This window comes from Paenibacillus sp. J31R98 (assembly GCF_056269245.1).
The window spans coordinates 202,175-226,985 of sequence record NZ_JBWDNO010000002.1; the positions used below are offsets into that span (position 1 = coordinate 202,175).

Below are 24,811 nucleotides of genomic sequence, written 5' to 3' on the forward strand. Positions count from 1 at the left end.
AAAACGAAGACTAGCTTCTCAGTTTCGCCAAACTCGCTAATTCCGTTTGACTTTTATTCCAATCATACGATACTTTCCATTCGTTATTTGCCTTGACCATACTCAATATACCAGCTACGTTAACTTTCTTTGAAATCCCTTGATCATTGGTTAATATTAAAGTCATGTCGTACTTCAGCCACTTATTTGTCTTATTCTTAATATCTTGTTTAGCATACGGGTGAAAATGAATCTTTTCTGTTGTAATACTCGATTTCTCCGTTTGGGCAACTTGCAGAGGTAATTCAATGATCTGATGAAGTACAGGAGCATTTACCGTGTTCATTTCTAAAAATGACGCTGATATGAATGGACTTAACTCTTCAGCTCTGGATTCACTACTTTCAGGGATACTAATCTTATGGTAATCTTCCACGTTATACTGAATTTCTGCGTAATCAGTCGCGACTTGGATCACATCACTGTAATCTGACTTACAACCATTCAAGATAATAAGTAAACCTAGAAAAGGTATCATCAAGCTTAAAGATTTCCTAACCATATCAACCTCCATTAATTGGTTATTCTTCCATACCATGCATACGTATAAGCATCTAAAAAGGTTGCGATAGACTGATAGACTAAGCCGTTGCGCTCAGCACATACGCAAAAAAATACCCCGCCGTGTAGGCGGGTTCCAAGTCTTGCTATATCCTCACAATTAAATCTATTTCTTCGCTCAAAAAATGTCCTCTCGTCTGCCGTCCCAAATCCATAGCCGTCATTGATAATCTGGTTAACCGGAATATGGGGAGTTAAAGCGATCTTTCTTTTACCTTCTTCGAATACGGTAACGATGAAGAAATAATTAACCCCGTTTATGTGAAACTTGTCCTCCCTATACACTTTGTAATCAACGGCCACGTAATAGAATTGAGGAGCGGCGAATAATTCAATATAACGAGTAGGTAAATAATTACTTCCATAAGCATAAGGAATTTGCTTCAAAGCAACGAGATTAGCGTGTTTAATATTGAACAACCCGAGCCTTTGATCCCTATTTTGCATGTTGTTCAGGAAGTTGGCGAGTGACTCCCTTTGACCTTTCACCCACAACTGTGGGATGCCAGACCACTCTCTTGCATTTATGGAATTGAAGTAACTGCTAACCACGTTTCGATTAGGCTCATCGTTTGCATAAGCTAAATGGGTCGACTGCATGTGTAGCAATAGTACGAATAAGCACGCATATCTAAATATCCGCATCGGGCATCCTCCTCCTTTATTGTCAGGAATAGTATGCCCGTTAATGTTCATGGACGAACAAATCACTCGAACGTAACAAACCCCATTGCTTTCTTCGCCTTAACAAGCGTTTCACTCGCAACCTCTGCTGCTTTAACCGCGCCTGTTTTCAGAATGAGCTTCAACTCATCGGAATCCACGATTTCATGGTACCTCTGCTGTATAGGTATCAGCTTCTCGATGATGACTTCCGCGAGATTCTTCTTGAATCCGCCGTATCCTTGTCCTTCATATTGCTTCTCAATCTGCTCGATTGTCTCGCCAGAGAAAACCGAATAGATCTCGATCAGGTTGCTTACCGAAGGCTTGCTGTCCCAATCATATCGAACACTCATTTCAGAATCGGTCACAGCTCTGGAAATCTTCTTCCTAATGTCTCCCGGCGAATCCAGCATGAGAACATAGCTATTCGTGTTCGGGTTGCTCTTGCTCATCTTTTTCGACGGATCGTCTAAGCCCATAATTCTTGAACCAATGGTTTGTATGATAGGCTCAGGAACGGTGAAAATCGGTTCAAACCGGCTATTAAATCGCTCTGCCAAATCTCTGGTCAGCTCCAAGTGCTGCTTCTGATCATCTCCAACCGGGACATGGGTGGCTTGGTAAAGCAGGATATCTGCTGCCATTAACGCCGGATAGGTAAATAATGCCGAGCTGACTGTATCTCTGCCATGCGACTTCTCTTTGAACTGCGTCATTCGATTCAACTCGCCGAAATGCGCTTGTGTCTCCATCAACCACCCTAACTCAACATGCGCAGGAACGTGGGATTGCATGAAGATAACGGCTTTACTCGGATCAATCCCAGCAGCAATATAGAATGCCGCAATCTCTTTGGACCGCTGGTATAATTCCTTCGGGTCTTGTGGCACGGTTACGGCATGAAGATCTGGAATAAAGAAGAAACAATTGTAGTCATGCTGCATAGAAACAAACGGGTTCAGCGCTCCGCCATAACCTCCAATATTCAGCTCACCGCTTGGTTTGATGCCCGACAATACTCGTTTCATAAGCTCAGCTCCCCTTAATAAAAATAAAAAAAACACTCCATCCCTAAAAAAATAGGGACGAAGTGTTAACTCCGCGATACCACCCGAATTCGATCACTGATCGCACTCTTTCGTGTCAAAACGACTAACACGAGTCCCCAAGGTAACGGAGGGACTTCCCGTCAACGCCTACTGGTTGCGCGAACAACGTTCGGATTGAAGCGAATGGAACCATTCATCTGGATCATTGTTCCGGACCTCTCACCACCCGCCGGATCGCTTTGACAATGAAATCAGAGTACTTTTTCCATTCATAGCTTTTGGTTATTATTTACAGTATAGATCTTCTGATTGCAAAGTCAACCTCAAAATCAACCCTATCTCTCAAGCTCTTATTTCGAAGATCGCAATCTCTGGAAAACAAGCGATGCGTAAAGGAATCTTCACTGTTCCCAAGCCACGATGAATATAGAAATGGCTTCGTTTGTTTCGTTGCTGCAGCCCAACATGGTAATTTCTATAAGCCCCTACCGTTCTTTTCATCAGCCGTACTTGACCGCCATGCGTATGACCGACTAATAACAAATCATAGGGTACTTCCTTCTCCTCAACAAACTTTACGATACTTGGGGAATGCGCCAACATGATTACATAATCATAGCTCTCTAATTCCGCTATACTCAACGTCAGACGCTCATTCCCATAGATCGAGTTATCGAAACCATAAACCATACACTTCTTGCCGTCCAATTCAATCTCGCACCCGCAGTTAACAAGTACCGAGACATTCAGAGATTGAAGTGAATGAATAATGAAATTGTATTCGGATTCGGAATATTTTCTCTTACGGAAACCATCTAAGACTTCGCGTTCATAATTGCCTGGAACAAAGCATAGATGAGGACAATTTATTCTTCTTATCTCCTCGAGCACTTCTTCTAACTGGATTTTCTTGGATACAAGGTCCCCTGTAATCATCACGCAGTCTGGGTTTATTCGGTTTACAATCCTGCTTAACGAACCATTGATAAATTGGGTTCGACCATGGAGGTCTGACAACTGAACAACTCTAAGACTTGCCTTGGATTTATGTCCAATCTGGTTATAGGAACTCTTCACCCACAAGGTCTGATAAGCAATCACAGCACATGCCAATACCGCGAGCGTTATAATGATAATCATAACGTTTTGATGTGTGCTGCACAGTTAAACAACTCACACACCCACTCCGTGCCGTTAGATTTTATAGTGGAAACAGACGTATTCTCGAAATGCACATCAATATTCAACTGAGGAATGAGCTGCTTAATCGTTAAGCCAATTAACGCACCATGACTAACTATCATTATTCGTTGTCCAGCATGGACCTGAGCAACCTCTCGTACGAAAGACGTTCCTCTGTCTATGACTGACGCATCTGATTCGATACTGAGAGACAAGCTCTCCCACTGGCTTCCCCATCTATCAATTCGCTCTTGGAGAGTGGTGCCTTTGGTTTCTCCCTTGTGCATTTCTCTCAGGCGCTGGTCTGTTTGAACGTTCATCCCTAGCTTACTAGCTACGATATCTGCTGTTTCCTTCGCTCTGGAGAGGTCGCTCGAATAGATCAGGTCCCATTGTTCTGCCTGCATGCTAGCTGCCAAAGCAACTGCTTGCTGTCGTCCTTCGTCATTTAAAGGGATGTCACTTTGACCTTGTGCCCTTCTCTCATCATTCCAGTCCGTTATTCCATGCCGAACGAATGTAATATACGTCATCGTATCATCCCTTTTTCCGAGCATCCTTTATTATTTCTGTAGAATGAGCGATTGAAAATGAGGTTGTCCATCTCCCAATGGCACCGTGTGAAAACCAACTTCCTTGAAATGTTGAGCTGCAACTTCTCTGATCGCTTGGTCGGAATACGACGCGAAGAAACGTTTGGGCTCGCACCAATCATTTTCCCATATCCCTTCCGAGTCGCTCCCACCATAAAGCCCCATATAGAATAAAGCGTCCGGTTTCATAATCCGTCTAATCTCTTGCAATACGTCACTTATATGGCTTTTGGGAACATGCAGAAGACAGTTCAACGCATAGACGGCATCGTATGTATGATCAGGAAACGCTAGATTATAGAAATCCATAACATAAGCTTGGAGCCCCCGCTCCTTGCAGTAGCGCACCATTTCTGGCGAAAGATCGACACTTGTGACCTCAAGGCCGTGATCTTTAAAGTAAAGACTATCAATCCCTGTTCCGGCACCGATCTCAAGCAGATTTTCCCGATTGGATGCGAGCAATCTTGTCAGAAACGCTTCTCTTTCCTTCAGCTTCCAGTCAGCAGACTGGGAAGTAGCTCTTCGGTGCGAGTCGATATCGTAGGATTTGGCCAGGTCAGCTTTATTCATCGTGTTCACTCCTCGTTAAGATACATTGCCGGAATTCGGAAACGTTTAACCGTTAGTCCATCTCTGACATCGAAATCAACAATATCTCTTGCTTTGTACTCTACCAAGATATGTTCCATGATTCTACTTATTAGAATACAATCACCAAGCGCATCATGACGTTTAATATCATCCGATTGGATTCGATAATAATCAATAAGATAATCCGTGCTGAAGACATCTGTTAGCTCAGGATGAATCTTGGCAAATAAGGCTTTCGTATCCAGAACAAGATTGTAAAACATCGCGATATGGCTCATCTCGCAATGCCTATGAAGCATTGGCATATCGTACTCATAACCTGCCTGAGTGACCAAAACAGCATCACCGCAGAAATCCAAAAACTGCTGGAACGCATCTGCAAAAGACGGAGCATTCGTTAAGCTTTCATTCGTGATACCAGTTAATTGCGCAACCTTGTCTGGAATTTGCTTAGGCGATTTCACCAACGTACTGAACCTTCGCAAGACCTCCCCGTTCTGATAGATAACGGCTCCGATTTGAGTAATATATTCCTGATCAACGAAGATACCCGTTCCCTCTAGGTCAAAAATGCAAAACGCATGCTCATGAATTTGATCTAGAAAGACATCATTAACCAGATACTCGGATTCGGATAAATACTGAATGTTCACTTGTTCACGTCCTTGTCTGGTTGATAATCTAAGATAGTGTATACAGCAGCTCTTCACTGCTATCCGTATTATTTGAAATTTTTACCGTTAATGGAAACGCTTTGACTGCCTTATTCGAACTTAGCCAATTGCGACTAAGTCCTGACAAAATAAACAATCCAGTCTCATCTCCTAAAGCAGCAAAGACGTCATTGGCATCCTTGTAAACTTCAATGTCATACTTTTCTTTTAATAAAGCAACCGCTTGATTGACATCTTCAAATGGAAGTCCGATTTCGCTTATGTTATGTATATCTATTGGAGAGAACAATCCTCCAACTCCATCATCTTCTTCATGGAGATTATGTCGCGCAATAAATTCAACAATATTACCAGCTGGGTCATTGAAGTAAAGCGAATCTGAATTCCATGATTGTGAATGAATAATATCTTGGTCATTAATTTGATTGATTCGGATATCCTTCTCCTTCAGCCATTGTAAGGCCTGATCTACCTTATACTCTGTGATATTAAATGCAAAATGATAATATGGAGATTGGTAATCGTTAGAGTGGATAAAAGTAAGAATCGAGTCTCCAACAGAAATAGATACTTGTTGCGCATTGCATTCAAGCAACGGGAGCTCGAGGGTATCGACATAGAAGCTCATAATCTCCTCAATCGAATTCACTTGTAAAATTATCTCTTTGATTCTCATCGAATGATCCCCTTTCTCAGAAAACACGCAACAACAGACGATACACCTCTCCAGCTGATTTCTTAGATAATGAATAAGTGGTATTGGTATCTTTTACATTCTCAATTGTTCCAGAATCTTCTGTTATCCAAAGAAAATAGGAATCGCTGCCCAGTTCAACTTTATATTCCGGGTCTGCCATATCGGCAATACCAGGATTCTTTTTTGCATGCTTAATAGCTGAGTTGAACATCGATATCTCGGCTTTATCTGTAATTACTTTCAAGGAATCCTGCTTCGTCTCTTGAAAACTTTCCATTTCATAGATATTTATTCGAGCAATTTTATCTTTCGTGCAGCCCATTAATAACGAGAGTAGCAACATGGCGGCGATGCATAGTAAATGATATCGTTTCATAGTATTCACCTCACATCATCAGACGCCCTACATTGAATTATTGTTTCAGCTTAAGTTACGCTTAGCGATACATCTGAACAAACCACATCTGAAAGCCATGCTTCTCGTAGAATCCAACAATCTGTTGCCACTGCTTACTCGCCGAGTATACGACGGAACGAGTAATACCGTTTTCTTCGGAGGTCTGAAGAAGCTGATCAACCAGTAAATGACCGATGTTCATACTTCGATATTCAGGATGGACGTACACTTCGTCGACTTCCAGATAACGCTCGCCTCTCTCAATGACAGCCAATCCGTCGCTCTCATGTACGCTACCCGTGATATAACCTACAACCTCTGAGTGGAGTTCTGCGACCCAGAAGTAATCGCCCATGCACGCTCTCAAGAGTTCCTCACTATTTGCTCCTAATCCATGAGTAATGTTTTCGGCTACCCATAATTGGGATAGCTTAGCCACTGCTGTGAGGTCGTTCTCGGTTGCTCTTCTAATTGAGACCACATCTATCGCATCCATTCGTAGAATTCTAATGTAGTTACCAATTACTGTTATTCTCGCCGTCATTTCAACAATCCTGCAAAACGCAAAAATGACCTTGCCTTCCGGCAGGTCATTTCATCTCTTACATCACATATTCGATTAAACTTTTACCAGCAGCTCCTGATGGCGTGCAATAACAAGATCAATAAGTCGTCTATAAATATCAGACGCATATTGCGGATTCAAGCCATGCTGCTCCGACAGCTGGGCAATCTTCACGAACTGCTGCGCCTCGCGAGCCGTATCTTGCGGTGGCAGTTGATGCTCCGCTTTATATTTGCCTACTTCTTCTGTCAGCTGAAATCGCTCAGCCAGCAAAGCGATCATCTGTTGATCAATGGCATCTATTTGCACTCTCAGGTCTTGCAGATTAACCGTCATCTCGTGCCTCTCCTTCATGCCTTAGTCCGGGTTACGCTTAACGCTGTGACGCTTTTTGGCGTTGAAGCGATAGGTTGAATACCAGATTACCACAGGACTTCCTCTATTGTAAATGCTATGTTGAGGTTTCAAAATATTGGATTGGCTACAAGGTGATGATCACCCACGACTTTGTCCCTCCCTGCACATATGATGAAACATTCTGCCGCCAAGGGAGGAAGCGAATGTCGCCAAGGGTGAATACTTCCGATTCGAGCCAACCGGCACCGAGACGGGCTACAAGTAAACGAAATCCAGCAAGAAGTCGCTCCAGCAGCCTGCGATTGAGAGCAAGTGCAAAACATGGTAAGAGAACTTACCATACCACACAACGCCGAGACAGGCGAGGCAGACAAACCAAGCCATTGAAACGTTCGAGACGTCCGCTTTCTCTTCTCTATGTCGTGCATGCCTTCTATCCAGAAGCTTACACCGGGACCGAGAAATTCGTCTTGAACATGGCGCGTTCGATGCAAAATAAAGGTCACCGTGTGAAAGTGCTGACGTACAGTCTGGAGCCAGTCGAACAGTTTCCAGAAGCGCAAGGAGAAGTCGCCTTTCGGTCGTACACCTATGAAGGCGTACCTGTTATCGCCTATCGACATAGACAGCTTGATCTGAAATTCCCTTCATTCGAGGTTGGGAATGCCGACCTGCTTCATTTTGCCGAACAAATCTTGCTCGCCGAGAAGCCGAATCTCGTTCATTTCGGTCATGCGATGCGGGGTATGGAATGGATGCAAATGTGCGCCAACATGCGGATCAACTACGTTGTCACATTGACCGACTTTTGGTTTCTATGCCCGAAGAGCATTTTGCTGCAAAATAACGAAGCGCTGTGTAGCGGACCTAGAGGCGGCGACAACTGCGCCGTATACTGTCTGATTCCGGATGTGAACCAGCGTATAGCCAGCCACATTCCTCTCCTCCAAGCTGCAAGCAAAATGCTGTCACCATCGGAAACGGTCGCCCAGCTGTTCCGAACGAACATTCCTGAATGTAAGGTTGACGTGTTGCCGCACGGTATTCAGTACGAGCATATTCAGGTCAATCAGCGCAAGTATGAGCCAGATGACCCGATTACGCTCGTCTATGCGGGATCGCTGAATCCGCATAAAGGCGTGCATTTAATTCTGGATGCGATGGCGCATGTGCCGAGTGAGCGCCTGCGGCTGAAGCTGTATGGCAGCGGCCCCGAATACTATATGGAGCAGCTGCAGCTCGCCGCTCAGCAAGATGCGCGGGTCCAATTCTGTGGACTATATGCTGAGCAACAGATCGGTCAAGTATATAGCGATGCCGACGTCGCGCTCGTCCCTTCCATTTGGTACGAGAATTATCCTCTAGCTCTCCACGACGCGATCGCTTGCCAAGTGCCTTCCATCGTATCGAACATCGGCGGTATGGCCGAGAAGATCCAAGACGGTCATAACGGCTTCACGTTTCGCGTCGGTGACGTGCAGCATCTAGCCGAGCGAATCGCTGCAATCGTGCAGCAGCCACAGCTACTAAACGGGCTGAAGGAAAATCTGGCTCGGCAGCCGCAGTTACCATCGGTCGCGCAAGAGGCGGACCGGTACGAGCAAATCTACTATGATATCTCGCGTCCGAAGAAATCTACCTCCAAGTCCAAGAGACGCCGCCGCAATCGGAGTAAGTCCAGACTCCGAAGGAATAGAACGACAGCACCAACTCGCATACCAAACCGGACTCAAACCCGCCAGCATCGTCGCTAGCCTAGCTCATTAGCTCCACTTAGCTACTCCTGATGCGCCATCAGATTCGTCTGCGCCGAGCGAATCATCTGCTTATATTTGCCCGGCGTCATGCCGAATGTCTTCACGAATTTCCTGCTTAGATACGCGGCATCGCCAAGCCCGCACAGCTGTGCCAGTTCACTTAGCGGCTCCTCGGTCGTCTCGAGCAGCCGCTTCGCTTTGTTCAGCCGCATCTGCCGGAGCATCTGCATCGGATTAATGCCATAAGCCTCATGAAACGCACGGTCAAAATAATTCGTATTGAGGTGGACCCGCTCCGCCAGCATATCCCGAGACAACTTCTGCTCCAGATGATCCGCCATGTAACGGATAATCGGGAAGAATCGGTCATATTTGGCCGTATATGCCTCGCTTCGCCCGAGCCTACCATGCGCATCCCAGCTCTCCAGAATCATCGTCGCGAGCCTGAGCATATCCGCTGTTATCGAGATGGTTTTGAACGAATCGGCGCTGCGCCACGAGCGGAATAAGGAGCGGAAGATCGCGCTGTATGCAGCAGGATCAAGCAGCTCAACAACTGGCTGAACCGGATACAGCTGGAACAGGTCGAGATTCGTTCCAGTATGAATATGAATCGATACCCATTCATGTACGCCGGGTCCTGCCGACACTTCGGAGAACGGCAAAAAAGGAGGGTGAAGCATAACCCCTCCTTCTTTCACTTCATGTTGCTCGCCGCCTGTCGACGTAATGACACTCCCCTCCAGAACATGGCTGATGACCCAGTTCGGATAGACGATATTTTGCAAATTCAGCGTTTCGTACTTGGCCAGATCTGCCATATAAACACTGACCTGCCACTGATCCATGCTTGCCCCTGCAATTGATCTTGTCTGCACGCGCGCCTCCACTGATTCAACAGCCGTTTTTCTTCTAGTTTACACGAACGGCTTGCCATCCGGGAACAGTTTCATCTCCAGTTCTTGCTTGAGCTGCATTTCATTCTCAGCACCGATCCATACAGGCATTAGGCAATAACTGCCTTTCCACCCGCTGCAACGAGCGGCCCGTTATTGAAGACGACGCCGGTATTCGGGTTCTTCGCACCTTCGACGGAATATTGAATGACGTAAGCTTTGCGCGTGTTATTGCTCTGGTTCGGCGTGCTGCGGTGGAACAGCAGCGAGCTGAAGATGACCATGCTGCCTTTGCGAAGCGGCACGGGCTGACCTGGGTCTTCGCCAAAATAACACTGCCATCCTGTATCCGTCTTCTTATGCTCGACGAAGCCTTGCAGATGCGATTGCGGCTGAATCCATATGCAGCCATTCTCAATGGTTGAATCGTCCAGTGCAAGCCAGCAGGTCATATATTTGACCGGATCGGTCGGTACATAGCCGTTATCTTGATGCCATGGAAAATCACGCTTCGCCTCTGGCCGCTTATAGACCGACTGGTCCCAATACAGCCGGATGTCCGGACCGAGCACAGCCGTCGATAAATCAACGAAGCGCTGATCGCCTATGAATCTTTCTAAATCTTCGTGACGGCGCGCCAAGTTACAAGTAAAATTAATTTGATTCGGTATATTGTTGAATCCTTTGCTTCCTTGCTTCAACGCTTCTTCGCCTTCCCAGTCAAACACATCGATGATCGTCCGAATACGATCCATTTCCTCATCCGTGAATAGCTGCTCCAAGATGACATAACCTTGCTCCTCGTACTGCTTCAACTGGTCTACCGTCAACATTCGGCTCACTCCTTGATCGAGTTCTTATTTCGATATGAATTAGCTCTAGTATCTAATAGTAAGCGCTGTCAAACAATGAACGGGTTCCAGCTGTTATTGTACTTTTTCCACCTATTTCGAAGGCAGCCTGCTTAGGGTGCAAGACGGGCTTCTCCTCCTTCGGACGGAGAAGGTTGAGCTTCCTGCGACCGAGTGGAATTCCATGCTGCAGGCTAATGCTCCAGTTTATGGCAACAGGTATAATGAGGATATATCCGGTTGGGAGGAATTGTGCAAATGAACCGATTGATCTACGAAATCGACCATGTCAGTCATGTGTACAAAGGCAAGAAACGCAGTATTGTGAAAGCCAACGATAACATCTCCTTCAATATTTCCGCAGGAGAGATTCTCGGTATTCTCGGACCGAACGGCGCAGGCAAGTCCACGCTGATCAAACAGATGGTCGGCTTGCTGAAGCCTACTGAAGGTCAGGTTCGTTTCGACGGGAGGACTATCACGGAACAGACGAAGCGAGCTGCTTCCCTAGTCGCCTACTACGCCCAAGAGCCGCATGTATTAGCCGCACTAAAGGTACATGAAGCGCTGGAATTCACTGGCCGCTTAAGAGGGATGTCACGAGAAGAAGCCCAGCGGCAAACGAATGAGCTGCTCGAGCAATTCGAGCTGGGCAAATACCGCAATAAACTACTCAAGCAGCTGTCCGGCGGGCAGAAACGGATGATTGGCATCGGTACTGTTCTAATTGGCCATTCGCCAGTGCTTATTCTCGATGAGCCTACGAATGAATTAGACCCGCGTAATCGCAGGCTCGTATGGGATATGATTAACATGCGCAATCGTGAAGGCGCTACCATTATTCTCGTTACACATAACGTTCTGGAAGCCGAACAAGTTGTGCACCGCGTTGCTGTTATCAATCATGGCAAGCTGCTTGCCATTGATTCGGTCGCAAAGCTGAAGCAGCAGGTTGACCCGCGGCTCAAATTCGAGCTATTCACTTCAATCGGCACTCGTGACGAGATCGAAGCCATGCTCTCCCGCTTCGGCACGGTTCAAGTGCTCACTGAGAACCGCCTCCTCCTGCTTGCCGAGAAACGCGATGCGAGCGAACTGCTGGACTTCATTACGAGCCATCCCGAACTGCCGATTCTGGAATATTCAATTAAGCCCTCCAGCTTAGAGGATGTCTACTTCCATATTGATAATGCCGCTGCGCAAAGCGAGGTGATCGCCCTATGAAATCAGCTGCCGAAGCAAAGCTACAGCCAATCGAACGTGCTGCCATAACTCAAAGCCCTGCGAGAATATGGACAGAGCTCAGCATTCTGTTCCGAATCCAGTTCGCCATTATTCGGGACAGCTGGGTATGGGTCGTGCTCATGGCGACGATGTTCCCGCTGACGACGCTCCTGTTCATGCGGTTCTTCGTGGAAAACCCGACCAAAGAAGCTATGATTCAGATGATCGCAGGCAACATGATCTTCGGGTTGCTCGTTATGGGTTTGAATGCAATGGCACAAGAGATTTCATGGCAAAAGCATGATGGGCATTTCACATTCTATGCCTCGCTGCCGATCTCGAAGCTGAATTTCGTTATAGCCATCTTGATGAGAGGGCTTATGAGCACATTACCGTCCTTCGTACTTCTAGCCTTATTCGGGCAATGGATGTATGATGTTCAGTTCCACTTCTCCTGGGCGCTTCCGCTCGTGGCCATTCTCGCACTAGCAAGCGTCGTCGGCATCGGCGTGTGCATGGGCTTCTGGTCGCCGAATCATCAGCTCACGAATATGCTCGCCCAAGCGTTAATGATGCTCATTACGTTCTTATCGCCAGTCATGGTGTCAATCGATCAGCTGCCGCTTCCTATCCAGTGGATCTCTTATTTACTACCGACAACCTATGCAGCTGAGGCGCTCCGAGGCGCGATGCTGACAGGCTGGACACATGACGTCATGATTAATTGCATCGTATTGCTCGGCTTTGCCATTGTATCGATCACGGCAACGCTCAAGCTGGCGAATTGGCGGATTTCCCGTTAAACTTCGCTAGATGAGCTGGGAATCATTAAATCCAATCCTGCCAAAATAACCCTTCTGACCCGTGTTCCGCACCTGAACTTGGTCATAGTATTCCAGTCCACCTCTTGGTCCTTCTTCGTTCGTATTGCTTGGAATGTTCCACCGGAGCGAGATCACTTCGCTTCCTTTGGGCACAAGCACCGAGTCGGATGTACCGCTTGGCTCCTTATACAGCTGCTGATCAGCGGTTGTTATATGGAGCCTTTTCGTTAAACTGGGTACAAGCTGCGCTCGAGCCAGAGCGTACTCCGCAAGCTGCGCAACCGAAGCGTCGCTGTCTTGGAGTGCCCCTTGAAGCGCGGACTGCACGCCTTGCCCTGTTGCGATGCGTCCGAGACTCAGAACGGCATAGTAACGGACCAGCTCGCAAGAATCTTTTAGAAAAGGAATCAAGTAAGGTACGGCGGACTCTCCTATCGTCTCCCACTGATAAGAGCCAATATAGTAAATGCCGTGCATCTGCATCGAGTTGAAGTCGCACTTCGCATCAGTGGCCGTCTTCCTCCAGCTGGCAGCTAATTGCACCGGGTCAGGTCTCGTAAATCCGACTATCAGCTCGCTGTCCATGACAGGCGGGCTGCCCGGCTGCAATTGGTTCGCGGCGGCGAGCCCTGCTTCCGTCTGATGAAATTGCGAAGCTAAACACGCCAGAGTGTCTCCGTACTGGAACACGTAATACGGATAGCCGCCTGCCCGCTGATACTCAAACCCGGCATCTGGAATGAGAATCGGCTGATCGACAAAAATAACGCTAGGATCGCAAATCACATTCACATCCATAAGCTTTGGTACCGTCGTACGGAATCGCAAGGCGATGCTCTCTAGTGAATCCCCCATTCGAACAACATAGATCAAGCCTACATCTCTCCTCTCCTGCCTATACGATATTCATGCCAAATACAAAGAGGAACTGCCCGTAATCCGGACAGTTCCTCTTCTTCTGTAGCACTCAAAATAAGATTAGGTTGTAAGCAAGTCGTGATCGACATAACGCGTGCCGTTCAATTCGCTAATAATGTTGATGGCAACCTTCGCCCCGTCGCCTGCAGTAATGATAGTATGCATGCTGACTCCAGCAATCGTACCGGCAGCCCAGATGCCTTCAATATTCGTCTTGCCGCTCGCGTCGCAAGCGATAATCTGCTTAATGCGCGGCTCTGTGCCAGGCTTCAGCTCAAGACCGATTTTCTCAGCTAGATCTGCTCCAAGGCCTGTTGCGAAGATCACGTGAGTCGCCTCGAACGACGCGCTCTCCGTCTCGACTTTGAAGCCATTTTCCTGCTTCGTCACATTCACGACGGCATCGGCAACAATCTCAGCGCCGAACTTAGTCGCCTGCTGCTTGCCGATATCAACAAGCTCAGGACCTTTCAAGCCGGGAACACCGTAATGGTTCTCGATCCAAGCTTTCTTAGTAACACTCTTATCACTATCAATGAGTAAAGTCTTCTTACCAGCCTTTGCTGTGAACAACGCTGCACTGGCTCCTGCTGGTCCAGCGCCGATGATGGCAATGTCAAACATAACAACAACTCCTTCATCCTCGTATTGGTATTCACTTCTAGTACAAGCACATTATAGAATTGATTGAAAGCGGATGCAAGTTAAGGCTGCTAGAATCGCAGCTCCATGTGAACTTGTTCCATGAATCGGTTGAAACCGAGTCGTTCAAGCAGCGCGATAAGCGTCCCGTTGCCCTCTCGGATGTTGAGCGCGACTCGCCTGCAGCTGCTCTGTTCCGGCATGAAGAGCTTCGTGAGCGCTGATCGCATAATCGCTTCTGCGTCTGCCCGATCCGGCGATGCCTCGCACTGATAGAGTACAATCGACGCGAGACTTCCGTCCGCATTGTAGCTTCTTCTGAACAGTGCATAGCCGATCGTCACATCACCGCTAGCGCGATCGGTTACAAGCAAACATTCGCCGTCCTTCAGGCTCCCCCACTGGGTCTGCCAAGCGGCCATTTGCCGATAATACGGCAGCTGCTGCACTTCGATTGGCAGCACTTTCGATACGGTATATCGGAGTTCAGCATTTGCCGATTCTACAAACGTTTCCTCCAGTGATCCTGTTTGCTGCAAGCCGACAAGCCGCTCCGTTATCTGGTAGCCTGTGCTCTTGTAGAGCTTGATCGCAGGCTCATTCTGGCTCATCGCTTCGAGGAGCGCGATGTCCACTCCATGCTCTTGATACAGCTGCACATTCCGCTGCATGAGCTGCTTGCCATAGCCTTGTCCCCGATACTCTGGCGTGATCCCGGTCCCCCCGTTCCAAGCCACCTTTTTCCCATCTATCATACGAAAGCCATTCATCACAAACCCTACAGGCTCGTCACCGTCATACGCAGCAATCGAATGCTCCAAAGAGAGCCCTTCGCTAGCCGCCCGTGCCACATACCGATCCACACTAAGCGTCATGTTGGAAAAATAACCTTCAAAACCGAGGTTCCACAAGTTCACCAGTTCATCGAGAGACAGCTTGCTCATTGGAATGAATGAGATCATTGATCGTACGCCTCCTCTAGCGGATTAGCGAATTGAAACATATTACTCTCATTTTACTATATTGCTAAAAGGTGGAAAAGCACAGCAGGACGAAGAAGACTGCCAATGGGCAGTCTTCTTGATGTTACACAATAGCAAGCTCAAGCGGCTTCAGCGGGTGCGATTCATTATTACGCCGAGAGAACGTACTTGTGCTCTCAGCTTCATTTTGCTGACTTTCTCGCACTGAGAGAACACATATGTGCTCTCGGCTACATTTCGAATACAAAGCTGGCTCTCGGCTGACTGAGAGAACACATATGTGCTCTCGGCTACCCAAGAGCACCAAACGCCGAAACATAAAGAAACCCGCTGTCTTTTGATGGACGCGGGTTTCTCACTCTATAACTCCGAAGGCACGAACAAGCTACGTACATCCTCACCGCGCTCATCACGCAGCAACAGATCGCGCAGGAACTCGATAAATCCTACCTGCGGCGTCCATCCGAGCACCTCTCTCGCCTCGGACAGATCGTGCTGCTCCACTTCTCCCGGCAGTGAGATGTCATATTTGGCAATCAGCGCTGCTGCGCCTGGCACTTGCTCCTCGCACCAAGCAGGTCCAAGTGTGCGGAAGTTAGCTCTTATTTCTTCTGGCATGCCATGATTCGTATGTACAATTGTACGGAATAAGCCAAACTCGCGTTTGCTCGCTGCGGTCAAAGCAGCAACGGTTGCCCGTGCCACATCTCGCCGATCCACGCCATTGCGAAGCAGTCTGGAACCGAATTCCAGGTACGGTCTAGGAATAAATTCATGATAGCGAAGCATCGCAATGGAAGCCCCAGTCATCTCGTGGTAAGAACGGCACAAGTCTTCACCAATTACTTTGCTGACGCTATATACTGATCCCCAGCCATAGGCCATCGACGAAGCATAAATAATAGATTGAATACCTTCTCTGCGACATGCCTCAAGCACCTGATAGGTACCATCGACATTAACCGCGAAGATCGTATCGTCACTGACAGGAGGCTGATGCGCACAATGCCAAGCTGCGAGATGGATGACACCGTCCACCCCTTTCACCGCTTGCTGCACATCCGTAACGGTACGCGTATCGCATCTGACAAATTCAAGCTCCCGCAGATCTGCTGCGTTCGGCGGCATCACATCGGCCATACGAACCTCATAACCGGCTTGCAGCAGCTCACGGCATACCGCTTGACCGCCATTGCCACTAGCTCCTGTAACAAGTACTTTCATCTTCGTTTTCGCCCTCCTCCTAGTATCCGACAACCTATTCGCTATCATATCACAACCGCCTGCCTAGCAACGAAAGTCTTTCGAACCGAATGTGATATAAACCGGGTCCGTAATTCATAGACTGAAATAGAATATAGCAATCTATTACGCAGATGAAGGAGACTACCCTATGAATCAGCTGACAAAAGAACACTTCGTATCCCGTTTCGTACGCAAGGATGATGCTGCATCGAGGCATTTTGTCTACAACTTGCCTTATGAATGGTGGAGCAGACCTTATGAATATGCGTGGTGCTCACACTTCGTCAATCCATCAGACACAGTGCTGGATGCGGCATGCGGGATTTCGCATCCGTTCAAGTTCTATCTGGCAAACAACGCTCGCAAGACATACGCATGCGACATGGATCCACGCATTACTTCGATGCCGAGCATCATGCGGGAGGTCGCGCTCGACATCGGCGAAGGAGCTGCGACGGCAGTTGCTTCCACGTATGAACAAGGCAGCATCAGCTTCAGCCAGGCAAGCATTACGGCGCTCCCTTACGACAATCAGCTCTTCGACAAAATCTTCTGTATCTCGGTTTTGGAGCATTTGACACCCGCAGATGCCCTCCTTGCACTCAGAGAATTTGAGCGGACGTTGCGAGCGGACGGCTTAATCGTTGTGACACTGGATTATCCGGCGGTCAACCTCAGCTATTTCAAGTCGATTGTCCGTCAAGCCGGACTTGATTTCTATGGACCTATCGATACCGCGATGACACGTGACGCGCTCCACACGGAATATTGGGGCGGCATCCACTGTTTCCGGGCGTTACTTCGAAAGCAATAGTTCCAACACAAGGCGAGCTTACCTTTGACTAGGGGAAATGCTCGTTTTTTGCTGGGGTCTACTAACTAAACCAACGCTCGAACAAACGCAACTTTCGCTACTCTTCGAAGTATAAAACATAAATGGAAATCCTTAGTAGCACAGGAGGCTAGCTCGCATGTATTACAACACAACAAGAAAACTCATTTACACCATGATTACGGCTGGAATCTTGCTGCTTATTTACGGTCTTTGGCAATACGTGATAGCTCATGATCTCGCATCCGAAGAGTCGGTAAGCATACTTACAATAAAGAGACTCGTATTTCCAATACTCGGCATCATCATCTCATTAATTGGTTGCGTATTACTGAAGCTTATCAATGAAATTGAGGAAGCCGCGTTGTCAGTAAGGGAAGAGATGATTCATTTGAGAAAGCTTGCCGAGAGTAAAATGAACGATAAGCACTGATACGCTTGTGTCCGAGCACAAAAAACAAAGAAACCGCTCAGCGGCTTCCAGTTTGTGAAGGAAGGTATGTACAAAAGGATGGCTGCCGTCCTCAGAGTGAGAGAAACCCACGGCTTAGTCTGGGTAAATGCTTATATCGGCTGTTTGGCGATGCTGAGAGTGCAATTTTCGAACTCTCAGCTAAGAAAACAGCCGGTTGCGGTTCTGAGAGTGCAATTTTCGAACTCTCAGACTGGGAAACCGCCGATTTCGGCAGCATTGGGAGGCTGAGAGTGCAATTTTCGAACTCTCAGCTAAGAAAACGGCCGATTGCGGTTCTGAGAGTGCAATTTTCGAACTCTCAGACTGGGAAACCGCCGATTTCGGCAGCATTGGGAGGCTGAGAGTGCAATTTTCGAACTCTCAGACTGGGAAACCGCCGATTTCGGCAGCATTGGGAGGCTGAGAGTGCAATTTTCGAACTCTCAGCTAAGAAAACGGCCGGTTGCGGTTTTCAGAGTGCAATTTTCGAACTCTCAGACTGGGAAAGCGCCGATTTCGGCAGCATGGCGATGCTGAGAGTGCAATTTTCGAACTCTCAGACTGTCGAGGCCTTTTCCGACTGCAAAGCAAAAGAAGCCGCCAAGCGGCTTCCCTGCTCAAGGCTGCCTGCCGTCAGGCAGCCTCTCGTCTCTCTCATCTATACAACGATGCCGAATCATGATCCCTTCTCATCGTCTTCTTCTCCCGGTCCTTCCACGCCTTGCTCTTCATCCTCGGAAGGCTCCTGAATCGGCGCTTCTTCCTCTTTCTCTTCCTCCTGCTGCGGCTTCTCTTCTTGGAAGATCAACGTCTTCACCACAGGGGGCTCCGGACGAATCTGTCCATAGAGTCGAATATAGATCTGCTCGATCTCCTCGCCGGTCAAGTCGCCTTTCTCAAGCAGCTCTTCCGCAATCGCATGGACGAATTCAGAATGCGAGAGAATAAGCTTCTTCACCTGCTCCATTTGCTCCCTGAGCAGCGCATTAATCTTCGGTCGCAGCGAACGCAGCGCTTCGCCCATAGACCCGAGCGTGAGCCAGCTGAACAACTCATCGCCCATGCCGACCGCGCCGAGGAAGGCGCCCGCCATGTTGGTCGCCTGCTGCAGGTCGGAAGTCACTCCGTTCAGCTTCTTACCGAGAAACTCTTCTTCGACCGCTCTGGCTGCGAGGCAAACTTGAATGCTGGCGAGTATCTCGCTGTCGCTTCGATTATACCGCTCGTGCGTCGGCTTCGTCGCAGCAAGCCCGAGCGCGTTACCGCGGCGAATAATCGTTACTTTCCACACACGATCATGCGGCTTCAGCAAATATTGGGCAACGGCGTGGCCTGCCTCATGGTACGCCACATTCCGTTTCTCATCGTCTCGCATCGAACGGAGCGGCTGCTTGAGCCCCCATTCGTATGTTTCCATTGCCATGCGGAAATCCTGATATTCGGCTTCGAGCGCACCGCGCTGATGCGCAATGACAACCGCTTCGTTGACGATATGCTTGATCTGCGCAGGACTGTATCCGATTGTATCAAGCGCTGCTTTCTCTGCGGTTAGAGACTCCCCGCGCTTTACTTTTTTGAGATAATAATTGAAGACATCGACACGGCCGTCATAATCCGGCGTATCGACCCATAGCTGCCGGTCGAACCGGCCAGGTCGCAGAAGCGCTGGATCAAGCACATCCGGCAAGTTCGTTGCCGCGATGGTAAGCACCGCTTCGCGCTCCGCTCTCTTGCGGCGAAGGCCAAGCTGCCTCAGCAGCTTCTTGATGCGGGAATTGTCTAGATTCGGCGGGTCCATCTGCAGCAGCAACTCGTTCAGGAGTCCTGAACCGCCTCCCATGCCCATCATGCCGCCAAGCGCCATGCCGCCGCCACCTTGACGCTTCATACCGATCGCATCGATCTCATCAATAAAGATGATGCAGGCGCCATACATTCTAGCGAGCTTCCTTGCCTTCTTATAGATGTTCATGACTTTGAGGTTTCCGACCCCAAAGAACATGTTCTGAAAGCTTGGCGCCGAAGCATATGCGAAAGGAACCTTGGCTTCATTCGCGATGACTTGCGCGAGATAGGATTTACCGGTACCCGGCGGTCCACAAAGCAGGAAGCCGCGGATAACCTCGCCTCCCATTTGCTTGAACTCCCGTACTCCTTTAAGCAGAAGAACGATTCGCTTCGCATTCTCGACAATTTCCGGATTGCCCCGGTAATCGTCCCATGTCGAACCCGTTTCACCAGGCAATACCCAATACGTTCGTCCCCGCGCGAGAAACCAGAACAGCGCCACGAATTGAATAATGATGAACAACACGGCAAACATGAGTTGAAACAATAAGCTAAGAATCGTAAGCGCAACGTTCCAGACCGTTGGCCCTCCGTTATACAGGTAGACACCTAAGATGACGAGGGCAATCAGCCAGAGGAGAAATTTACGCCACTTCACCCAATAATAGCTCCTCATGGCCACACTTCCTTTTCCACACTTGGATTGGCAGCAGTGATGAAAGAATACGATACTAACATTTTATTAGTATTCCTGCAAAATATGCTCTTCTCCATCCGCTCCCACTCCTATGTAAGACTGCTTCATATTTAATCCTATGAGCCAATCATTCGTTTATATCAGAGGGTAGCAAACTTTTTTGTACGAGCGCAGTATGTTTCTTAAGACATAAAAAAAGACGCTCCATATCGAGCGTCGTTAAGCCTTCTTCCTATTGAACTTGTGCTACGGTTGAATAGAAACAACAATTGTTCTTGCCCTTCATCTTGGCTTCATACATCGCTTGATCGGCGTGCATCAGCAGCGTTTTCCCTTCCGTTCCGTCATTCGGATAGATCGCAACCCCGATGCTCGCCGTAACGTGAATCGGCACTCCATCCACCTCGTCCAGCTGTTCAATGACGTGGATGATCTGTTCGGCAAGCGCTTCGAGCTGATCCCTGTTCTGCACATTTTCTAGCAGCACGATAAATTCATCGCCAGCCCATCTTGCACAGACGCCGGTGCTCCGGACACATAACTGAAGGATGCCCGCAACTTCCTGCAACAGCTTGTCCCCCATTTCATGGCCGTGCGTGTCATTCACCTTCTTGAAGCCGTCCAAATCCATGAAGAATACTGCAAAATTCGCGATATTGTTCTTGGAGCGACCTAGCGCTTCGATGAGACGTTCGCCCAAATATCGGCGGTTCGGCAGCCCCGTCAGCTCATCATAGTACATAATCCGCACCTCATCGGTACGATCGTGGAAGCCGAATAAATGACCATGAAGCGTTCCATCAATCTCATCCGTGAGAGGACTTACGTAACATTCAAAGTATCGAGTCTTCTCTTTGCTCGTCACGAGTGAGATTCGCTCGCGAAAGGTCGCCAGCCTAGCGCTAAAATAGCGGTCGATCAACTCGGCAAGCGTGCCTTGCGACGCCTGTATCCGCTGACAATAGTCAGCAAACAGCTGCCCGTTCAGGAGCGGTCGCTCGAACAGATGCTCGAATCTTCGGTTGGCGAACACCACTTTACCCTCAGTATCGCACATGACGATTGCCTCTTGGCTTGATTCTAGCATCCGCGCAATAATTTCATTTCGCTTCGCAATCTCGCGCTCTGCAAGCTGGCTCTCTCCAAGAAGATCCTTATATCGAACTTCGCTGTCAGCTACTTTTCGGTACAGTACGGTAAGGCTCATATACATCTTCGTAAACTCATAAATGATCCCGCTCAGCACCGCGTTCGCACAGATAAACGTGTTCCACTTTGCAACGTACCAACCGACACTAAAGCGCCCTCCGCCGCAAAGGATAATCGCTACGTCGAGTAATGAAGCTAGCAATGCGATACAGAGCCATGCCGTCGTCACTGTGTTTCCTTGCGTTAACCGGAAGAACAGCACCAGTGCAATCACGCTGTAGATGATAATGGGCACAGCCATTTTACTCGCGAAAAACGAGGTTAGATGACCGTCCTTCAGGAGGATGGGCACGCTGTCATGAAACTTGGTCGTTATAAACGTACAAACTGCGATTAGAAGGATGATTCCTGCGAATACAAGTAAAGATATTGTCCTCGCTCGGGCTGGGCTTAGCTGCATCCCCTTATAGCGAGATTCAATCCAGACATACACGATGATGGCTGATGGCAGTCCGAGATGCCAGATCAAATAAAGCCAGGGCGCTGTTTGCAGCCCCGCATGGAACAAGCCGGTTTTAGCGAAAGTGCCGGGGAAGGTCATTAAATACATCGCGGTCATACCGCCTGAGTACAGATACCCGGCGGCAAGCGCGAGCTCCGATGGCGAGCGGTTTATGCGAAACTGGCTGTACAGCACGTAAGCCGTGATAAGCTCGAAACAGATAACAACAGAGAATATCGCAGGCTGAAAAGCAGGCAGTTCCGTAAATTTCAATTGAGCGAACGGGACCGTCAGCAGCGATAGCAGGCAAACGAATGCGCCGATTACAAAAACAAGCCGTCGCTGGGAACGGTTCGAAGGCGTTGACAGCAGATGTTGAACAGCGATTTTTGAAGCTTGATGCTCCATTGCAGCGCCTCCATTTAATGTTAATACAGCTTTTTTCGACAATTGTCGATCATTTCCTCCCTTGGTATCATTTATTTTCACGAAAATATATTCTCGTCAATCCAGTTTTTCTAAAATTTCGCTAAAATAACATCGAACTTTGAAAGACCACTTCATCCAGCATAGACTTCTGCACCATTATCCTCTTTAATAAAGAGACTACATCTAAATGAATCAGGCAGGTGAAATGATGGCGCACCTAACGATTACGAAGCAGCAGGCAAGACGCTTCCTGCTGTATTATCATGGGCTTAGCAATACGAATGCCGACTTCGAAGGCAAAGCCGGCATTATGGCTTTCATCGAACGTGTCGGCTGCATTCAGTTTGATCCGCTCAATGTAGTAGGAATGAACCACGAGCTTGTTCTGCAGGCCCGCATTCCACATTTCAACCGAGCGATGCTCGGACAGCTGCTCTATGAGGATCGTCTGCTGTTCGATCAGTGGGACAAGTGCATGTCGATTGTTCCTGTGACGGATTGGTCGTATTTTGCCAGATTCAGGAGACAGCATGCAGGATGGTGCGAATCCAATCAGGATACGGTGAATCAGGTCTACGCCGAGATTGAGAGACGCGGTCCGCTCTGCTCCAGCGATCTGGACTACGCGGAGAAAGTCGACTGGGGCTGGGGACCGACAAGGCTGTCCCGCGCAGCACTGGAAGGCATGTATTATGCCGGTATTCTGATTGTTCATCACAAAGTCGGAACGCGCAGATTCTATGATATTGCCGAGCGCTGCATCCCAGAGTCGCTTTATACGAAAGCCGATCCGATTGAATCGGACGAGCTGTATTTTGCATGGAATGTGCTTCGACGGGTTGGCAGTATCGGACTTCTATGGAACCGGCCTAGCGATGCTTGGATTGGCATTCGGGGGATGAAGAGCCGCAATCGCAACGAGGCGTTCAAGCAGCTTCTTGCAAGCGGACAGCTCATAGAGGTTCAAGTTGAAGGGATCGCGCATCCACTTTACCTTCGCGCTTCCAATCTTGAATGTTTTGAGAGCGCAATGGCCGCTAGCGATGACAATCCGAAGCGCGCCAGCCTGCTCGCACCGCTCGATAATCTGATGTGGGACCGGAATCTCATTAAAGAGCTGTTCGACTTCGAATACCGCTGGGAAGTCTACAAGCCAGCAGCGGAACGCGAGTATGGCTACTACGTACTGCCAGTCGTTTACGGCGATCGGCTCGTCGCACGCGTCGAGTTTGCTAACCAACGCAAGAAGTCGCCATTAACGATTCTCAACTGGTGGTGGGAACGCGATGCGGCAGTCGATGCAGCCATGCAAGACTCTGTAATCGAATGCTTGGAGCGGTTCGCCGCGTATCTTGGAACGACGTTTGACCGTTCCAACTTTGCGGACATGAATGCGTAGATAGCGAGGTTGGACAGTAATGCGGATACTGCCGGCCGGAATCTGATCGGTTTGACGATCAGATCGAATCCGCCGAAGTCGATTTCGGGTGAGCTGAGCCGCTCCATGGAGCGGCTGGGCGACCAGTATCCCGGTCTGCTGGAGCAACCGTTGCCTATGCTGCCATCTTCCACTGCTAACGGAACGTACAAACCTTATTCGCACGAAATTAGCTCTGTTCTCACTCTAACGGTTCTAAGCAGCGCTATTGGGTCCAAATGGAGCGTAAAATGCATTATTGGAGCCAAATAACGCTTCCTGAGTCCGTTAGAATTTCAAACGGGGCGAAATTGACCGGATAGCACCTCCTGAATCCGTTAGAAGTTTGGATGCTCCTGTCCAAGCCTTCCGATCCCTTGCTCCGAACGAGAATCTGCGCAACCCGGTCGATTCTTCGACCGGAGCATTGCGAATTCCACTAACCGTCTGCTCGCTTCGCAAACGGTCTAAAGCCGCTCCATGATGGAGCGGCTTTTTGACTGTCGAGAAAGTCTTATCAGTCTGAGAATGCAAAATCTGCTCTCTAAGATCAGAGCCGCAATCATTCTCGGCGCCTGAGAGCACGTATTTGTTCTCTCAACGGGCTATTGGCGCATTTTGGGTGCTGAGAGCACGTATAAGTTCTCTCAGAAATAGAGATCGGTTGTTTGTTCAACTTCGGCGCCCGAGAGCACGTATTTGTTCTCTCAGCGGGCTTTTGGCTCATTTTGGATGCTGAGAGCACTTATAGGTTCTCTCAGACACAGAACATCGGTTAGTTTGTTCAACTTTTGCGCCTGAGAGCACGTATGTGTTCTCTCAGCCATTT

At 48.5% G+C, this 24,811-nt stretch carries 27 protein-coding genes and 1 other annotated feature; of the genes, 7 read left to right on the forward strand and 20 right to left on the reverse strand.

Going from position 1 to position 24,811, the window contains the following annotated elements:
- Positions 1 to 10: 10 nt before the first annotated feature.
- The 12 genes from AC0YNX_RS09195 to AC0YNX_RS09250 form a co-directional block, all read right to left on the reverse strand.
- Positions 11 to 553 carry a hypothetical protein gene (locus AC0YNX_RS09195; RefSeq protein ID WP_475815388.1) on the reverse strand — a complete coding sequence of 181 codons (543 nt, stop codon included), beginning with the start codon at positions 551 to 553 and terminating at the stop codon, positions 11 to 13.
- Positions 553 to 1,047: a hypothetical protein gene (locus AC0YNX_RS09200; RefSeq protein ID WP_475815389.1), complete on the reverse strand. Its 495-nt coding sequence runs from the start codon at positions 1,045 to 1,047 to the stop codon at positions 553 to 555. Before AC0YNX_RS09200 ends, AC0YNX_RS09195 begins: the two co-directional genes overlap by 1 nt.
- 260 nt (positions 1,048 to 1,307) lie before the next feature.
- A complete protein-coding gene (gene trpS / locus AC0YNX_RS09205) occupies positions 1,308 to 2,294 on the reverse strand; it encodes a tryptophan--tRNA ligase (protein ID WP_475815390.1) in 987 nt (328 codons plus the stop codon).
- A 50-nt stretch (positions 2,295 to 2,344) separates the two neighbouring features.
- Positions 2,345 to 2,597 (reverse strand) — a binding site (T-box leader).
- A 60-nt stretch (positions 2,598 to 2,657) separates the two neighbouring features.
- On the reverse strand, positions 2,658 to 3,455 hold the full coding sequence (locus tag AC0YNX_RS09210; protein WP_475815391.1) for a metallophosphoesterase: 798 nt from the start codon (positions 3,453 to 3,455) through the stop codon (positions 2,658 to 2,660).
- Positions 3,452 to 4,030 carry a histidine phosphatase family protein gene (locus AC0YNX_RS09215; protein WP_475815392.1) on the reverse strand — a complete coding sequence of 193 codons (579 nt, stop codon included), beginning with the start codon at positions 4,028 to 4,030 and terminating at the stop codon, positions 3,452 to 3,454. Before AC0YNX_RS09215 ends, AC0YNX_RS09210 begins: the two co-directional genes overlap by 4 nt.
- A gap of 30 nt (positions 4,031 to 4,060) precedes the next feature.
- Positions 4,061 to 4,663 carry a class I SAM-dependent methyltransferase gene (locus AC0YNX_RS09220; RefSeq protein ID WP_475815393.1) on the reverse strand — a complete coding sequence of 201 codons (603 nt, stop codon included), beginning with the start codon at positions 4,661 to 4,663 and terminating at the stop codon, positions 4,061 to 4,063.
- Between the two features lie 5 nt (positions 4,664 to 4,668).
- Entirely contained in the window at positions 4,669 to 5,337 is a 669-nt protein-coding gene (locus AC0YNX_RS09225) for a 3'-5' exonuclease (RefSeq protein WP_475815394.1), read from the reverse strand.
- 28 nt (positions 5,338 to 5,365) lie between these two features.
- On the reverse strand, positions 5,366 to 6,034 hold the full coding sequence (locus tag AC0YNX_RS09230; protein WP_475815395.1) for a VOC family protein: 669 nt from the start codon (positions 6,032 to 6,034) through the stop codon (positions 5,366 to 5,368).
- 16 nt (positions 6,035 to 6,050) lie between these two features.
- Complete coding sequence (locus AC0YNX_RS09235) at positions 6,051 to 6,431, reverse strand: YhfM domain-containing protein (protein ID WP_475815396.1); 381 nt, start codon at positions 6,429 to 6,431, stop codon at positions 6,051 to 6,053.
- A gap of 61 nt (positions 6,432 to 6,492) precedes the next feature.
- Positions 6,493 to 6,807 (reverse strand): GNAT family N-acetyltransferase, encoded by a 315-nt coding sequence (locus AC0YNX_RS09240; RefSeq protein WP_475815397.1) that lies wholly within the window; start codon positions 6,805 to 6,807, stop codon positions 6,493 to 6,495.
- Positions 6,808 to 7,071: 264 nt separating this feature from the next.
- On the reverse strand, positions 7,072 to 7,353 hold the full coding sequence (locus AC0YNX_RS09245) for a chorismate mutase (protein WP_475815398.1): 282 nt from the start codon (positions 7,351 to 7,353) through the stop codon (positions 7,072 to 7,074).
- Positions 7,354 to 7,629: 276 nt separating this feature from the next.
- A complete protein-coding gene (locus AC0YNX_RS09250; protein ID WP_475815399.1) occupies positions 7,630 to 7,758 on the reverse strand; it encodes a hypothetical protein in 129 nt (42 codons plus the stop codon).
- Here AC0YNX_RS09250 and AC0YNX_RS09255 point away from each other — a divergent pair.
- A complete protein-coding gene (locus AC0YNX_RS09255; protein WP_475815400.1) occupies positions 7,758 to 9,128 on the forward strand; it encodes a glycosyltransferase family 4 protein in 1,371 nt (456 codons plus the stop codon). The genes AC0YNX_RS09250 and AC0YNX_RS09255 overlap by 1 nt on opposite strands.
- 23 nt (positions 9,129 to 9,151) lie before the next feature.
- On the opposite strand, the gene AC0YNX_RS09260 is transcribed toward AC0YNX_RS09255, so the two are convergent.
- Entirely contained in the window at positions 9,152 to 10,009 is an 858-nt protein-coding gene (locus AC0YNX_RS09260; RefSeq protein ID WP_475815401.1) for a helix-turn-helix domain-containing protein, read from the reverse strand.
- 128 nt (positions 10,010 to 10,137) lie between these two features.
- On the reverse strand, positions 10,138 to 10,860 hold the full coding sequence (locus AC0YNX_RS09265; RefSeq protein WP_475815402.1) for a phytanoyl-CoA dioxygenase family protein: 723 nt from the start codon (positions 10,858 to 10,860) through the stop codon (positions 10,138 to 10,140).
- A 276-nt stretch (positions 10,861 to 11,136) separates the two neighbouring features.
- Here AC0YNX_RS09265 and AC0YNX_RS09270 point away from each other — a divergent pair, with 276 nt between their 5' ends.
- Positions 11,137 to 12,102, forward strand: coding sequence for an ABC transporter ATP-binding protein (locus AC0YNX_RS09270; protein WP_475815403.1), 966 nt, complete (start codon positions 11,137 to 11,139; stop codon positions 12,100 to 12,102).
- Positions 12,099 to 12,905 (forward strand): ABC transporter permease, encoded by an 807-nt coding sequence (locus AC0YNX_RS09275; protein WP_475815404.1) that lies wholly within the window; start codon positions 12,099 to 12,101, stop codon positions 12,903 to 12,905. Before AC0YNX_RS09270 ends, AC0YNX_RS09275 begins: the two co-directional genes overlap by 4 nt.
- Before the next feature lie 6 nt (positions 12,906 to 12,911).
- Here AC0YNX_RS09275 and AC0YNX_RS09280 read toward each other — a convergent pair whose 3' ends face one another.
- From AC0YNX_RS09280 to AC0YNX_RS09295, 4 genes are all read right to left on the reverse strand, one after another.
- Complete coding sequence (locus tag AC0YNX_RS09280) at positions 12,912 to 13,799, reverse strand: LysM peptidoglycan-binding domain-containing protein (RefSeq protein ID WP_475815405.1); 888 nt, start codon at positions 13,797 to 13,799, stop codon at positions 12,912 to 12,914.
- A 105-nt stretch (positions 13,800 to 13,904) separates the two neighbouring features.
- Positions 13,905 to 14,468, reverse strand: a complete 564-nt coding sequence (locus AC0YNX_RS09285) for an FAD-dependent oxidoreductase (RefSeq protein ID WP_475815406.1) — start codon at positions 14,466 to 14,468, stop codon at positions 13,905 to 13,907.
- A gap of 89 nt (positions 14,469 to 14,557) precedes the next feature.
- Positions 14,558 to 15,448 carry a GNAT family N-acetyltransferase gene (locus AC0YNX_RS09290; RefSeq protein ID WP_475815407.1) on the reverse strand — a complete coding sequence of 297 codons (891 nt, stop codon included), beginning with the start codon at positions 15,446 to 15,448 and terminating at the stop codon, positions 14,558 to 14,560.
- Between the two features lie 381 nt (positions 15,449 to 15,829).
- On the reverse strand, positions 15,830 to 16,693 hold the full coding sequence (locus tag AC0YNX_RS09295) for an NAD-dependent epimerase/dehydratase family protein (RefSeq protein WP_475815408.1): 864 nt from the start codon (positions 16,691 to 16,693) through the stop codon (positions 15,830 to 15,832).
- 169 nt (positions 16,694 to 16,862) lie between these two features.
- Here AC0YNX_RS09295 and AC0YNX_RS09300 point away from each other — a divergent pair, with 169 nt between their 5' ends.
- A complete protein-coding gene (locus tag AC0YNX_RS09300) occupies positions 16,863 to 17,528 on the forward strand; it encodes a class I SAM-dependent methyltransferase (protein ID WP_475815409.1) in 666 nt (221 codons plus the stop codon).
- A gap of 157 nt (positions 17,529 to 17,685) precedes the next feature.
- Complete coding sequence (locus AC0YNX_RS09305) at positions 17,686 to 17,979, forward strand: hypothetical protein (RefSeq protein WP_475815410.1); 294 nt, start codon at positions 17,686 to 17,688, stop codon at positions 17,977 to 17,979.
- 697 nt (positions 17,980 to 18,676) lie between these two features.
- Here AC0YNX_RS09305 and AC0YNX_RS09310 read toward each other — a convergent pair.
- Together AC0YNX_RS09310 and AC0YNX_RS09315 are read right to left on the reverse strand one after the other, a co-directional pair.
- A complete protein-coding gene (locus AC0YNX_RS09310; RefSeq protein WP_475815411.1) occupies positions 18,677 to 20,446 on the reverse strand; it encodes an AAA family ATPase in 1,770 nt (589 codons plus the stop codon).
- A gap of 271 nt (positions 20,447 to 20,717) precedes the next feature.
- Entirely contained in the window at positions 20,718 to 22,544 is a 1,827-nt protein-coding gene (locus tag AC0YNX_RS09315; RefSeq protein WP_475815412.1) for a diguanylate cyclase domain-containing protein, read from the reverse strand.
- 208 nt (positions 22,545 to 22,752) lie between these two features.
- Here AC0YNX_RS09315 and AC0YNX_RS09320 point away from each other — a divergent pair, with 208 nt between their 5' ends.
- Entirely contained in the window at positions 22,753 to 23,964 is a 1,212-nt protein-coding gene (locus tag AC0YNX_RS09320) for a winged helix-turn-helix domain-containing protein (RefSeq protein WP_475815413.1), read from the forward strand.
- A gap of 9 nt (positions 23,965 to 23,973) precedes the next feature.
- Positions 23,974 to 24,255, forward strand: a complete 282-nt coding sequence (locus AC0YNX_RS09325; RefSeq protein ID WP_475815414.1) for a hypothetical protein — start codon at positions 23,974 to 23,976, stop codon at positions 24,253 to 24,255.
- The last annotated feature ends 556 nt before the right edge of the window (positions 24,256 to 24,811 follow it).

Bases quoted from the DNA above. Each gene is read 5' to 3' on its own strand.
- AC0YNX_RS09195 (WP_475815388.1), bottom strand. From the start codon at position 553: ATGGAGGTTGATATGGTTAGGAAATCTTTAAGCTTGATGATACCTTTT.
- AC0YNX_RS09200 (WP_475815389.1), bottom strand. From the start codon at position 1,047: ATGCAAAATAGGGATCAAAGGCTCGGGTTGTTCAATATTAAACACGCT.
- trpS (WP_475815390.1), bottom strand. From the start codon at position 2,294: ATGAAACGAGTATTGTCGGGCATCAAACCAAGCGGTGAGCTGAATATT.
- AC0YNX_RS09210 (WP_475815391.1), bottom strand. From the start codon at position 3,455: ATGATTATCATTATAACGCTCGCGGTATTGGCATGTGCTGTGATTGCT.
- AC0YNX_RS09215 (WP_475815392.1), bottom strand. From the start codon at position 4,030: ATGACGTATATTACATTCGTTCGGCATGGAATAACGGACTGGAATGAT.
- AC0YNX_RS09220 (WP_475815393.1), bottom strand. From the start codon at position 4,663: ATGAATAAAGCTGACCTGGCCAAATCCTACGATATCGACTCGCACCGA.
- AC0YNX_RS09230 (WP_475815395.1), bottom strand. From the start codon at position 6,034: ATGAGAATCAAAGAGATAATTTTACAAGTGAATTCGATTGAGGAGATT.
- AC0YNX_RS09235 (WP_475815396.1), bottom strand. From the start codon at position 6,431: ATGAAACGATATCATTTACTATGCATCGCCGCCATGTTGCTACTCTCG.
- AC0YNX_RS09240 (WP_475815397.1), bottom strand. From the start codon at position 6,807: ATGGGCGATTACTTCTGGGTCGCAGAACTCCACTCAGAGGTTGTAGGT.
- AC0YNX_RS09245 (WP_475815398.1), bottom strand. From the start codon at position 7,353: ATGACGGTTAATCTGCAAGACCTGAGAGTGCAAATAGATGCCATTGAT.
- AC0YNX_RS09250 (WP_475815399.1), bottom strand. From the start codon at position 7,758: ATGGCTTGGTTTGTCTGCCTCGCCTGTCTCGGCGTTGTGTGGTATGGT.
- AC0YNX_RS09265 (WP_475815402.1), bottom strand. From the start codon at position 10,860: ATGTTGACGGTAGACCAGTTGAAGCAGTACGAGGAGCAAGGTTATGTC.
- AC0YNX_RS09270 (WP_475815403.1), top strand. From the start codon at position 11,137: ATGAACCGATTGATCTACGAAATCGACCATGTCAGTCATGTGTACAAA.
- AC0YNX_RS09275 (WP_475815404.1), top strand. From the start codon at position 12,099: ATGAAATCAGCTGCCGAAGCAAAGCTACAGCCAATCGAACGTGCTGCC.
- AC0YNX_RS09285 (WP_475815406.1), bottom strand. From the start codon at position 14,468: ATGTTTGACATTGCCATCATCGGCGCTGGACCAGCAGGAGCCAGTGCA.
- AC0YNX_RS09290 (WP_475815407.1), bottom strand. From the start codon at position 15,448: ATGATCTCATTCATTCCAATGAGCAAGCTGTCTCTCGATGAACTGGTG.
- AC0YNX_RS09295 (WP_475815408.1), bottom strand. From the start codon at position 16,693: ATGAAAGTACTTGTTACAGGAGCTAGTGGCAATGGCGGTCAAGCGGTA.
- AC0YNX_RS09300 (WP_475815409.1), top strand. From the start codon at position 16,863: ATGAATCAGCTGACAAAAGAACACTTCGTATCCCGTTTCGTACGCAAG.
- AC0YNX_RS09305 (WP_475815410.1), top strand. From the start codon at position 17,686: ATGTATTACAACACAACAAGAAAACTCATTTACACCATGATTACGGCT.
- AC0YNX_RS09315 (WP_475815412.1), bottom strand. From the start codon at position 22,544: ATGGAGCATCAAGCTTCAAAAATCGCTGTTCAACATCTGCTGTCAACG.
- AC0YNX_RS09320 (WP_475815413.1), top strand. From the start codon at position 22,753: ATGAATCAGGCAGGTGAAATGATGGCGCACCTAACGATTACGAAGCAG.